General features: G+C 47.1%; 11 protein-coding genes. 8 read left to right on the forward strand and 3 right to left on the reverse strand.

The features are described from left to right. Window positions 1-4 precede the first annotated feature (4 nt). The 4 genes from xerA (at window position 5) to IZU26_RS09840 (ending at window position 2,942) form a co-directional block, all read left to right on the forward strand. A complete protein-coding gene (gene xerA / locus IZU26_RS09825; RefSeq protein ID WP_021495572.1) occupies window positions 5-988 on the forward strand; it encodes a site-specific tyrosine recombinase/integron integrase in 984 nt (327 codons plus the stop codon). Window positions 989-1,001: 13 nt separating this feature from the next. Continuing rightward, window positions 1,002-2,132, forward strand: a complete 1,131-nt coding sequence (locus IZU26_RS09830) for a restriction endonuclease subunit S (protein ID WP_433278691.1) — start codon at window positions 1,002-1,004, stop codon at window positions 2,130-2,132. 88 nt (window positions 2,133-2,220) lie between these two features. After that, window positions 2,221-2,529: a type II toxin-antitoxin system RelB/DinJ family antitoxin gene (locus tag IZU26_RS09835; protein ID WP_016524325.1), complete on the forward strand. Its 309-nt coding sequence runs from the start codon at window positions 2,221-2,223 to the stop codon at window positions 2,527-2,529. A gap of 5 nt (window positions 2,530-2,534) precedes the next feature. Then, window positions 2,535-2,942, forward strand: coding sequence for a putative toxin-antitoxin system toxin component, PIN family (locus IZU26_RS09840; RefSeq protein WP_433278694.1), 408 nt, complete (start codon window positions 2,535-2,537; stop codon window positions 2,940-2,942). Here the strand turns inward: IZU26_RS09840 and IZU26_RS09845 are convergent. The 3 genes from IZU26_RS09845 to IZU26_RS09855 form a co-directional block, all read right to left on the reverse strand. Further along, window positions 2,915-3,442: a restriction endonuclease subunit S gene (locus IZU26_RS09845; RefSeq protein WP_433278696.1), complete on the reverse strand. Its 528-nt coding sequence runs from the start codon at window positions 3,440-3,442 to the stop codon at window positions 2,915-2,917. The genes IZU26_RS09840 and IZU26_RS09845 overlap by 28 nt on opposite strands. Continuing rightward, on the reverse strand, window positions 3,432-4,940 hold the full coding sequence (locus IZU26_RS09850) for an N-6 DNA methylase (protein WP_433278698.1): 1,509 nt from the start codon (window positions 4,938-4,940) through the stop codon (window positions 3,432-3,434). The genes IZU26_RS09845 and IZU26_RS09850 overlap by 11 nt, the downstream gene beginning before the upstream one ends. Before the next feature lie 186 nt (window positions 4,941-5,126). Then, window positions 5,127-7,271 carry an ATP-dependent helicase gene (locus IZU26_RS09855; protein WP_433278699.1) on the reverse strand — a complete coding sequence of 715 codons (2,145 nt, stop codon included), beginning with the start codon at window positions 7,269-7,271 and terminating at the stop codon, window positions 5,127-5,129. A 639-nt stretch (window positions 7,272-7,910) separates the two neighbouring features. On the opposite strand from IZU26_RS09855, the gene IZU26_RS09860 reads away from it, so the two are divergent. The 4 genes from IZU26_RS09860 to IZU26_RS09875 are packed head-to-tail and all read left to right on the forward strand — an operon-like array spanning window position 7,911 to window position 12,807. Beyond that, window positions 7,911-9,266: a tetratricopeptide repeat protein gene (locus tag IZU26_RS09860; RefSeq protein WP_433278701.1), complete on the forward strand. Its 1,356-nt coding sequence runs from the start codon at window positions 7,911-7,913 to the stop codon at window positions 9,264-9,266. Between the two features lie 6 nt (window positions 9,267-9,272). Beyond that, window positions 9,273-9,908: a tetratricopeptide repeat protein gene (locus IZU26_RS09865; protein ID WP_433278703.1), complete on the forward strand. Its 636-nt coding sequence runs from the start codon at window positions 9,273-9,275 to the stop codon at window positions 9,906-9,908. Beyond that, on the forward strand, window positions 9,905-11,329 hold the full coding sequence (locus IZU26_RS09870) for an Ig-like domain-containing protein (protein WP_433278706.1): 1,425 nt from the start codon (window positions 9,905-9,907) through the stop codon (window positions 11,327-11,329). The genes IZU26_RS09865 and IZU26_RS09870 overlap by 4 nt, the downstream gene beginning before the upstream one ends. Then, a complete protein-coding gene (locus IZU26_RS09875; protein ID WP_433278708.1) occupies window positions 11,302-12,807 on the forward strand; it encodes an Ig-like domain-containing protein in 1,506 nt (501 codons plus the stop codon). The genes IZU26_RS09870 and IZU26_RS09875 overlap by 28 nt, the downstream gene beginning before the upstream one ends. The last annotated feature ends 3 nt before the right edge of the window (window positions 12,808-12,810 follow it).

Here is a 12,810-nt window from a genome sequence, read left to right on the forward strand (position 1 = left end):
ATACATGAAGGACAAACTGATTACGGCGATACAAATGCGTATGGCACCGCTGCTCGACACAGCACAGCAGGCAGAACTGCAGCGGGTGCTGGCATACTACTTTCACGATGTGGATGTTATTGAGCGGCAAGCTTCCGATCAACAGGAAAAAGAAGGGTTGCTTGAAATGTTTATTGCGGCAAAGGGGGTAGAGGGCTGTTCGGAAAAATCATTGAAATATTATGATTCAACTATACGACAAATGCAAAACAGCGTCAAAAAACCCGTACGGGAGATTACTACCGACGATCTGCGAGTCTATCTTGCCGACTATCAAAAAGAACGAAAATCAAGTAAAGTAACAATAGACAATATGCGGCGGATTTTCAGCAGCTTTTTCGGATGGTTGGAGGACGAGGATTATATCCTCAAAAGCCCCGTCCGTCGAATCCATAAGATAAAGGCGGATAAAATAATCAAAGATACTTTTTCCGACGAAGGATTGGAACTGCTTCGTGATGCCTGTGACGAAGTTCGCGATTTGGCAATGATCGACTTGCTTGCTTCTACGGGGATGCGTGTCGGCGAGTTGGTCGGTTTGAATCGGGAAGACATCAGTTTTCATGAAAGGGAATGCGTCGTGTTCGGCAAAGGCAAAACTGAACGATTGGTCTACTTCGATGCGCGAACAAAAATTCATCTGCAAAACTACCTCGATTGCCGTGCCGATAACAATCCTGCGCTTTTTGTATCGCTTGCCCTGCCGTATAAGCGCTTATTAATAGGCGGTGTAGAGACAAGGCTTCGCGAAATCGGTAAGCGTGCGGATATACAAAAGGTTCATCCACACAAATTCCGGCGCACCCTTGCCACGCGGGCAATCGATAAAGGCATGCCCATTGAACAAGTACAACGTTTACTCGGCCATGTGAAAATAGATACGACAATGACCTATGCAATGGTCAATCAGGCGAATGTAAAAAATTCGCATAGAAAATTTATCGGCTGAGGAGAGGGATGATATGAGTAATTGGAAACTTGTAAGAGCTGCAGATTTTATCGATTTCAATCCGTACGAACATATTGAAAAAGGTGCTATGACAAAAAAAGTAGGAATGGAGCAGCTGCAGCCATTTGCAAGAGATATTCTTTCTTATGAGATTGTACCATTTACCGGGGGATCCAAATTTCGTAATGGTGACACACTGATGGCCAGAATTACTCCATGTCTTGAAAATGGAAAGACAGCACAAGTCAATATTCTTAATGACGGTGAAGTTGGCTTTGGCTCAACAGAGTTTATTGTTCTTCGGGCAATACCTGATGTAAGCGATAAAAACTTTATCTATTATTTAACTATAAGTTCGATTTTACGCGAGAAAGCTATAAAATCGATGGTCGGCAGTTCTGGGCGGCAACGTGTTCAGCAAGGCGTCATAAACGATATGGAGTTCTTTGCACCGCCTCTTGCAGAGCAAATCAAAATCGGGCGAATTCTTCAGACGTTGGACAATAAAATTGCTATCAATACAAAGATAAACAATCATTTAGAGCAGATAGCGCAGGCGATTTTTAAAGAAATGTTTATAAAAAAAGAAGGGGATCGTATTTCATTATTAAATTTTTGTAAGTTTATAAAAGGAAAGAAACCTGCTATACTAATTGATAATTATCAAAATAGAAGTGAGCCTTATTTAACCATAGATAGTCTTACAGGTACCCAAAAAACATATGCGGTGTCTAAAAATTCATTAATAGCACATACAAGAGATATCCTAATGGTAATGGATGGTGCCAGTTCTGGTACTGTATATTTTGGAAAAAGGGGAATAGTAGGATCTACACTTGCAAAGATTACCGTTTCAAATCTATCAATGCAGGAAATTATATATCAAACATTAAAATATTTCGAAAATAATATTAGAGATCATATAACGGGTTCCGCAATTCCTCATGTTGATAAACAATATGTATTGCAATTATCAATATGTGTGCCCGATGATTATCAAAGATATTCTATATATTTTGAAATTATACGAAATCTATTAATTGAAAATCGAGAGCAAAATATATATCTATCTGCTCTCCGAGACGCTTTATTACCCCGCCTTATGTCGGGAGAAATTGATGTTTCACATCTCAAAACGGATTAAAACGGACAAAACTAACCTGCTGCATCGTCATTACAATGTACTTGCAAAAATAGAGTTTTGTGATATAATACTATAATAGAGGTTGAGTATGGCAAGTACATTGGTTCAAATCCGTGTTGATGAAAAACTGAAAGACGATGCGGCTGCCGTCTATGAAAATCTGGGGCTTGATTTATCGACAGCGGTACGTATTTTTTTTAAGCGCAGCGTTGCCGAAAACGGTATTCCGTTCAGTATGAAATTGGGAAACTATGATCGGGATGCCGTAAGAGCACGGATTCCGCAAAACGTACTATCGGCAATGCAGGCAATGGCACAAAGCGCAGCTTCAAACGGCATTTCCGACATGAGTCTTGAAGAAATCAATACCGAAATCGATGCCGCTCGCAAGCGATAGTGAGGGTGCCTTTGTACGCCGTCATTGATACGAATGTTCTTGTTTCCGCATTCTTAAAAGAAAATTCCGTTCCCCGTTATATTATTGACTATATGTACGCCGGAAAAATTATCCCTGTCTACAATGAGGAAATCATTGCCGAATATTCCGCCGTGTTGCATCGTTCGAAATTTTGCTTTCCAACGGAATCGGTCGATATTGCAGTGAATGCGATACAAGAAATAGGCTTAAAATTTGACGGCATAAGTATAACAGAGCCGATACCCGATCCGAAAGATATTGTTTTTTATGCAGTTACATTGAATGCACGGAAGCAGTTTGAAACCTATTTGATTACGGGTAATATAAAACATTTTCCTGCAAATCCTTTTGTCGTAACGCCGCGTCAATTTTTGGATATATTCACACAATAAGCCGATAAATGATTGTTTATTGCTTTATTGTTGGAAATTTGAGCATCCAATGCGGATAGTATATCCGCAATTTTAATTTGTATACCAATCGGTAGATTGGGAACTTCATACTTCATTATTGCATCTTTATCGCCGCGCGGCATTTTTGTTCCCTTTGCCGTGGCTGTAGCGTAATTAAAAAAAGCATTATCCGAAAGTAAATAATAAAGAAATCCGGGATACGTATTTTCCTTTGCCCGCAATATCAGTATGTCATTTGAACATCCGCCGCTGCGGTCGGCATACCATATCTTTTTAAAATATGGTCTGATATTGGAAATCAGCACGTCTCCCGGTTGATAGGCTTGTATTTGATTGACGGTCGGTAATCGGGCCGAACGAATAACGCCTTCTTTATTCTGAAGCATATTTTCCGTAGAAATATAATTATTTAAATCCAAATCGGTGACAACAATTTGCTCATCAGTAAAAGTACAAATATCGGAAAGTTTATATTTCATACCCGAGCGCTCCCAGCTTTTTACGGACTTCATCTTCCAATTCGCGTGAATGTTTGAACAACTCCGAGAGCTCGCCGGTCAATCGTGTCATCTTTTCTTCAAACGGCTCGCCGTCATCTTCTTGCGCTTCGATGCCCACATAGCGTCCCGGGGTAAGAATATAATTCTGATTAGCTATTTCGGCAGTAGTGACGGCGGAACAAAAACCTTGTACATTTTCAAGTGTCCCGGCATTAAAAGCTTGAAAGGCAGCGTTTATCCTGCCGATATCTTCAGCGGTTAATTCGCGCAGACGCCGGCTGACCATCGTTCCCATTTTGCGAGCGTCGATGAACAGTGTCTTTCCTTTTTGTTTTTTGTTACGGTTGATAAACCAAAGCGATACCGGAATCTGCGTCGTATAAAACAGCTGTGTAGGCATAGCGATAATGCCCTCTACGAGATCGTCTTCAATTATTCTTTTGCGAATCTCACCTTCTCCGCCTGTTTGGGAAGAAAGCGAACCGTTGGCAAGCACCATGCCGATTTTTCCGTTCGGCGAAAGATGTGAAATCATATGCTGGAGCCACGCGAAATTGGCGTTTCCGGAAGGCGGCAAACCGAACTTCCAGCGCGGATCATCGTTTAAACTGCCGTCGTTCCAATCCGAAAGATTGAAAGGCGGATTGGCGAGGATAAAATCCGCTTTAAGCGTCTTATGCAAGTCGTGGTGGAATGTATCGGCATTGTAATCGCCGAGGTCGGCTTCGATCCCTCGGATAGCGAGATTCATCAATGCCATTTTGCGCGTAGTCGGATTGGCGTCCTGTCCGAAGATTGAGAGGTTGTTGATATTACCGGAGTGATGTTTTACAAAATCGGCGGACTGTACGAACATCCCGCCGGAACCGCAACACGGATCGTATACGCGTCCTTTAAACGGCTGCAACACTTCAACGAGTGTCCGTACTACGCAGGCCGGCGTATAGAATTCTCCCGCGCGTTTACCTTCCTTCTCGGCGAATTTTGCAAGACAATATTCATAGGTACGGCCTAAAATATCTTTATCGGTGCCGTGTTCGGCCATTTGAACATTGGTGAACAAGTCTACCACGTTTCCCAAACGCCGCTTATCCAATTCGCTGCGGGCATAATTTTTGGGAAGGATATCTTTCAGCCGTTTGTTTTCTTTTTCAATTGCTCGCATTGCATCATCAATAACCGTGCCGATTTCCTCTTTATGTGCCGCTTCGGAAATAACGCTCCAGCGTGCCGACGGCGGCACGAAGAATACGTTCACCTCGGTGTAGGCGTCTTTATCTTCCGCATCGTCGTCGGCCGCAAGCAACTCTTGCCGCCGTGCATCAAATTTATCCGAGATGAATTTCAAAAAGATAAGCCCGAGAACGACATGCTTATAGAGTCCCGCATCCATATTGCCGCGCAAAATATCGGCAGCGGCCCAAATCTGTTGTTCGAAACCGATAGTCGCCGTATTGTTTTTGTTTCCTTTAGCCATGTATTATTTTTCTCCTTGTCTATTTTAAATCTATTATCATTATGTATCAATCCGAGTATTATCGATAATATCCGTTTTTTGTTTAAATATTAACAGGTATCGTACTCCCTTTAGAGTGATATTTTCATCATAGCGTTCGCCCCCGCACAATCCCGCATCGAAGAGCGGACGAGCAACGCGCGTCCTTTACTCCACTTCGCTCAATTCCGCACCGAAGCGGATGTTCCGCTCGGTTTGCATCGAATCGAACGCGATGCCGTAACAGCCGGCTTTTTTGTTTACCGAAACGACGGTGCCGCAGCCGAAAATAGGATGACGCACGCGTGTGCCTTCTTCGTACGGCGTGCCGATCCGTTTGAGCTGCGCTTCGCTGTAATCGATGAGCGTTTTCGTCTGCACGACAAGCGATTCGTCGAGTTCTCTTTCAAGCGTGAGGTTTTCGAGTCCCGCGTCGAAAATAAAACGCGACGGCTGTTTAAAGAGGTTGTCGTTCGCCGTCCCTTCCGCATCCGACAAAAAGAGCGCATCTTTCGCGCGTGTCATCGCGACATACGCGATCCTTCGTTCCTCTTCCATATCGTCGAGCGAGAGCGTTTTGCGCGATGGAAACACGCCTTCGTTCAGACCGCAGACAAACACATACGGGAACTCCATACCTTTCGCCGCGTGGATCGTCATGAGTTTGACATTGCTTCGATTTTCTTCTCTGTCCAAATCGGTAAAGAGCGCTATGTGCGCGAGAAAGTCTTCCAGATTCGCGTCGTCGTCCTGTCCCGCTTTTTCTACCGCACGGCGGAATTCGGCGACATTGTCGAGCCTGTCCTGGTCGTTTTGCAAACGCAAGTACGCTTCGTAGCCAGACCTGTCCATAACCGCCTGCAGCAGCGTACCGAGCGGAAGGGCGGTATACGATGCGCGAAGCGTTTCTATCGCTTCGACGTATGCGCGCGCTCCGGTACCTGCAAAAAGCGGCGTATCGATATTTTTTTTGAGTTCGTCGTAGAGCGCCGTACCGTTTTGTTCGGCAAGAGTCCGCAGCGCATCTATTTTCGCTTTGCCGATTTTCCTCGACGGCATATTGACCGTGCGCAAAAACGCGACGTCGTCGCCGGACGTGATCATGCGGAGGTAGCACACGATATCTTTGACTTCTCTGCGGCTGTAAAATTCTATACCGCTGTAAAATTTATAGGGTACGCGTTTATCGATAAACGTTTCTTCGATCGCACGGGAAAGATAGTGCGCGCGATATAAAACCGCGATGTCGCCGTAGGGTACGCCGCGTTTTGCAAGCTCATCGATTTTATTAAAAATCCAAAGCGCTTCTTCGCCTTCGCTTTTACAATGGCAAAAAATCGGTTTGACGCTCGCCGCCTTTTCCGCCGTAAGCGTCTTTTGATACCGCACGGTATTTTTTGCGATCAGCGTATCGGCCGTCTTGATGATTTCCGGCGTCGAGCGGTAATTTTTTGAAAGCAAAAACGTTTTCGCGCCGGGATAAGTTTTATCGAAATCGAAAAAGAGTTTTACGTGCGAACCGCGCCACGAATAGATCGTTTGATCGGGATCGCCGACGATGTAGAGATTCTCGTGCTTTGCGGAAAGTATCTGTGCGATTTTGTACTGCTTTTTGCTCACGTCCTGAAATTCGTCGACCATGACGTACTGCATGCGTGCCTGCCATTTTTCGCGCACGGCGGGAAAACGGTCGAGGATGTACGTCGTAAAATTTATTAAATCATTGAAGTCGAGACCGAAGATTTTTTTCTGCTCGTAGATATAGCGTGCAAAAATTTCATCGCGGCGGTCTTTGATAAAATTGAAACGTTCGCGGAGCTGTTCGTTGTTCATGCGGTAGATATCGTCGATATACGTATCGGCACGCATTTTTTTCGCTTCGAGCACTTCGTCGATCGCGCTTTGCACCGTCATCTCCCGCATCGTAATGTGCATATCGGAAAAGATGCGCAGCAAAATATCGCGCTCATCTTCCGTATCCATGATGACGAAATTTTTCGGGTAGTTTAAAACGCTGATGTCTTCTTTGAGCAGCTGAACGCAAAACGCGTGGAACGTGCAGATATATCCCAAATCGACATCTCCGAGCCGCTTACGCACGCGCTGTTTCATTTCGTTTGCGGCACGGTTCGTAAAAGTCGCGCACAAAATATTGCCGGGAGCGATGCCCGCTTCGTCGACGAGGTAGCAGTAGCGCGACGTCAGCGCTCTCGTTTTGCCCGTACCCGCTCCCGCGATGACGCGCACGCGCCCTTCCGTCTGCATGACGGATGCCTTCTGTTCGTCGTTGAGCGATAAAAGAATCGATTCCATACTGTCGGTATGCAGTCTAAATCAAAAGCGCTCCCGTGACAACCGGCGATAAATACTGCTCGACAATGGATGTGCAACGGCAAAATGCTGCCCTACACCGTATCCAACTCCTGCATCGTTGCAGAACGCTTTCGATATGCGTTGCTAAATTCTTTTATACCTTGTCTGCATAATATTTACGGATTCCTCTTAAACGGATATATTTTTACAATAATTATCAATTTTTTCTTAGTGAAAAAGGCATCGACCCGTATCTCTGAAAATGTTAATTTATCACGTAAAAATTCGTCTTCCGTAAAATCGAAAAAGCAGCTCTTTAATATAATCCTGTAAATAGTCAAACATATCGCTCAAAACGGATTGCCGCCGGAAGGTCGCCTACGTACAATTTTATTTGTGCTCAAAACCCGAAATTGAACCTATTATATAACTTCCATCATTTCAAAATCCGTCATTCAATTTTCTCAAAAAAATATTTTTAAATCCGCGTAAAAAATGCATTTGCACGCGATATATAGGTCGAACGATATGTTTCCGAATTTGCACGAAGAGTACATCTTATGATTGCAAAGCCGTGCGACCAGTACGCGGAACGCGCCGCATCGGGCGAAACGCGGGGCATTTCGTTTGAGGTGCAGTATGAAAAAATTAATAATCTTTTTGCCGTTTTTTGCGGCGCTCCTAAGCGGTTGTCCGGTAAAAAAAACCGACGCTTATGCGGCGATTAAAAATTCCGGTTTGGCGGGAAACGCGCTGTATGAAAAACTCGTCGCGTTTGAAAAAGAACATCCCGAACACTTCGAGTCGAAGCTCGATTTGGGCTCGTATTGCTTTGTGTCCGAACACTACGGAGAGGCATGGAAGTATTTATTAAAAGCGGAATCGCTGCTTGCGTCCGAAAAAGGCGTTTCCGCGCAGCACAAAGCGCTGCTGTGCGCGCTGCTTTCGGGCTTGTATGCGGCGGACGGCGATGAAGAGCGCGCGGCGGATTATGCGAAAAAAGCCTACGAAACGCCCGAACGCGGTGCGGAATACGGCTATCTGTACGCAAAGATACGGCTTCTGCAGGACGACAAAAGCGAAGCGCTCGCCCTCTTCGATAAAACTTACGCGCTCTATCCCGAACGCATTTCCGTGGACGAATTGCGCGCGTACGTATATCTCCTCGCCGATGCGGGGCAATTTCAAAAATGCAGCGAATTGGTCGAACGCTGTTTTGAAACCGGCGGTTTTTTCCCGGGGTTCGGCGTATTCGCGTCGGGCGTGTATGAAAAAATCGGCGATACCGAAAAAGCGGTGTTGTGCGCTTTTCTCGATTACGAATATGCGGCTGACGGCAAAGAAAAAGACGATGCGTTTTTAACGAATCTGCAATCGGTTGAAGCCTTACTTCCCACAGGCGGCGATTCTCCTGCTTTGGAAAGCATCAGAGCTTTATTCGATATGAAGCGTGAAGTGCCGGAGACTTCTTCATTTTTCGTTTCCGACTACATCCGGTGCAAAGCGAAACTGCTGCGCGGCGATATTTCGTCCGGCGATCTTTCATCTCTTTTGCAGCTCGAAAAATATTTTTCACGCTTTCCTTCGTACTATTGGTCGGTGTGGCTTGCCGTCCGCGCGCTGCAGCGGGACGGATTAAACGATTGGATCCCTGTACTCGAAAAGACGATCGCGCTCGCTCCTTCGTCTTTTTACGCATCGCGCGCAAAAAGCGAGTTGGCCTCTTGTATCGGTTTGCCGGCCGGGGAGGCCGAAAACGTGCTCGTTCCTGCGGAAGTAAAAGCCGCGATCGAGGGTTTTATGTCGAGCGGAGACGATGAAAAACTTTCGCCGCTCTACGCCTTGTTAAATCTTCCCGACTGCGCATACGTGTATGCAGGCGTAGACATGGCAAAGCGTTCGGCCGAAGATCCGATCGTCCGCGCCGCATTTACGAAAAAAAAGCTGCACGCTACCGGAAGATTACAGGACCGGCTCGCATTTATTTTATCGTGAGGTACTATGCGCTGCGGTTTTATATTGTTTTTGCTGAGTACGGGTTTCCTCGCTCTTTCCTGCAGCGATTCCGCGGCGGCGGAGCGGCTGTATGCGCGTGCGTCTGATGCGTACATACGCGAAGATTTTTCGAATGCGCTTTCACTTGCGGATGAGGCCGTCCGTGCCGACGGCGATTTTTTCCAAGCGCGGCTCCTCAAAGCGAAGCTGTTGATCTTTACGGGAAAAACAGGAGATGCGGAAAAGATTTTGCGCGCGCTGTGCAAACGCTATCCCGAATTTACCGAAGCGCGGCTGTGGTATGTACGCGCTTTGATTATGACGGAGCGATACGATAAGGCGGAAACGCTGCTCGAACGGGAACTCGCGCTCAATCAAACGGACTGGCGTTTTTATTATCAATATGCGCTTTTGGCGCAAAAGCAAAACGCGGCCGACAAACGTCTCTCGCTGTGCAGAAAGGCGGAACAGGCGCTCTGCGACAGCGAAAAAGTGTACATCGAAACGGCGGATATATGGCTCACGCTCGGCGTCCGATCGAATGCGCTCGACGCACTCGATAAAGCCTATGCCGTTTCCGCGCATCCAGATGCGGTTGCGGAAATAATACATTTTGTTAAGCGGGGGGATGACATACGATGAAACGCATAGCCTGCACTTTAGCGGCGATATCGCTTTTCTTTTCATGCAATATGATTTCGTTCGACGAATATGAAGTCGTCTGCAGTCAAAGTCCGGCAGAGGAATACTTCTACGGCGAGTACATCGGTTTTTCGTTCAACTGCGATGTCGTCCGTCATTATGCCGAGCAAGCCGTGACGATAAAATCGGGTACGCATCAGTGTGAAGCCGAATATATGTGGGACGGACGATCGCTGTACGTAAAGCCCTCAGGCGGATGGATTCGGGGAAAGCCGTATCAGGTAAGCATCGACGGTCTCATGCATACGGAAAACAGTGCGGCCTTTCACGCATATACGATATGCACGTTTATATACGGCAGCGAAGGAGAACGCTTTTATGCGCTTGCGCTTCCCGAAAAACGCATCGGCGCCGATGTACGGCAAAAGCTCGTGTTTTCATTTAATAAAAAAATCGAAGCGGCACGGTTTGAAAAAGCGTTTTCGATTTTTCCGTCGGCGGAGTATTCGATTGCGCTCTCGGAGGATGAGCGGACGATTACCGTTTCGCCGAGTCCTAAGTGGAAGCTGAACACGACCTATGCGTGGACGGTACAACGGCTTTTGTCGTCGGACGACCGGGAAATGCAGGATGTTCTTTCAAATACGTTTTCGACGAGGGAAGATGCGGAAAACCCCGCGCTCGTGAGCCTCTGTCCCGTAAGCGATACGTCGCCCGATGCGCACTGGTTTACCGATATCGCGCTCGATAAAAATATTTCCGGAAAGCAGCCGATCGGTTTTGTGTTTTCAAAGCCGATGGATTTCGATGCGGTAAAAGACGCCGTTTCGATTTCGCCTTCGTTGTCCGGCTATATGGTGCCGTACGGCGACGGGCGTACGCACTTTTTATTTGTGCCGGAAGAATACTACAAAGTCGCAGCCGAATATACGCTCGCCGTCTCAACGGCAGCTGCGGATGAAAACGGTACGCCGCTTTTCGAAAAGATCGTCAAGCGCTTTTACGCGGCAGATGCATGGCTTTCGGTTGCCGGTTTATCGCTCGATGCCGATGTCGTTCCCGATTTGTCGGCGCCGTGCATAGAACACTCACTGCATAAAGATGCGGACGGCAACTACGAATTGACCGCGCGGATTTTATTTTCGCATACGATCGCCGACGGCGCTCTTACAACAGCTGCGAACGCGGTAACGGCATCATTGCTTTTTCCGCTTACGTCGGCGAGCCCCGTAAAGACGGGCGTCTTTTGGAACGAAGAGAAAACGAGACTTACGGTAACGTGGACGCGCTTTACGGTGAGCACGGACGATGTGCGCTCGTACTATCGATTAAAAATTGCCGGCGGACCTGCGGGGATAAACGACGGGGAGGGAAGCTATATGGAGAAAGACCTATGTATAACCGTTTTGGCAAAACAATGATCTGTGTCTTAATAATTTTTTGCCTCTTGTATGTCGGCTGCGCTTCCGAGCTGTTCTCCGAAATGAGCGTCGATTCGTGTACGTGGGATGACGACGGCGTTTCGATCGTGTTTTCACTCGAACCCGATATGATGTCGGTTGAAAAAGCGTTTACGCTGACCGAAGACGATCATCCCGCATCGGGAATTTTTTTGTGCGCCGGAAAACAAGTGCGCTTTTTTCCGACCGGCGGCATCAAAATAAATTACGATTACGTCGTCACCGTCACTTCGTCCGCCGAAAGCAAAAACGGATATTCGCTTGCAGGCGATTACTGCAAAACGTTTTCGACACGGAACGACAAAGTGCGGCCGGAAATAATTTCCGTCGTACCGCAAAACGCCAGCGCCGTCGATGAAGCGTCCGCCATAACGATTCGCTTTTCCGAACCGGTTACGCGCGAATCTTTCGAAGCCGCCGTTTCCGTCAGTCCGCCTTTTTCGTACGCGCGCGTTTTTTCAGACGGAGACCGAATCGTGCGCATCGTGCCGATGGAAAGCCTCAAAGCGAATACGCTGTATAAAATTACGCTGTCCGAAAGCCTCGAAGATTATGCGCGGAACGCGCTCGCAAAAGAATACCTCTCATCGTTTTATTATCGATACGATACGGAGATGCCGGACTGTACGTTTATTATTAAAAATAAAAACGGCTTTCAAACCGCGGCGGAAAATGGCAAAAGCTATCAAGCCGTTCCGAAAGACTGCGCTGTCGATATCGATTTTTCAAAAGAGATGAATATCGATACGTTGTCGTCGTATATCTCCGTCGTACCGACGGTATCGTATTCGGTAAAGACAAACGCGTTCGATAAAACGCATGCATCGGTCATTTTCGACGCGCCGGCGTGGGGGAAGACATACACGTTTCGGATGCGCAAAGGCGTGCAGTCCGTGGCGGGAAACGGGACTGAACGCGATACGGTATTCGATATCCGCTTCGACGCCGAAAGTGACAGACCGGTCGAATTTGTTAAAGGATTTTTGCAGACGGGCGAGTGGAGCGAGGGAAATCTCTCCGACGGCGTAAACTATAAGACGATAGCGGCGGAAACGAATTTTTCGGCGCTGCTTTTCGACCCGGTGTTTTTCCCGCCTTCATCCGATACCGCTGCCGCGCTCTATCTCGCGTTTGCCGTTTCGCGAGAGGCGGCAGGCCTCGATATTTTTTCGCTCTTCGATTCCCTTGCGTTTTCGGCGACAAACGGATGCTGCTCTATCGTGATAAAAACGCTTTTTGCCGTACCGCCGGAAAGTTCTGCGGCTTTTCCGCTGAACGAATTGATCGTGCTTGAGGAGGGTATGTGTATCGTCCGAGCGGGGCTCGAAATCACGAATAACAGCAATCCGGGCATCGTGACGATGACGGTCGGAGACGGCGTAAAAGATTCGCTCGGAAATGCGATTCGATCGAAAAACGTTTTTACGTTTACGAAATGATGA

The sequence above is a fragment of the Treponema sp. SP13 genome, assembly GCF_050938355.1.
Lineage (GTDB): Bacteria > Spirochaetota > Spirochaetia > Treponematales > Treponemataceae > Treponema_D > Treponema_D socranskii.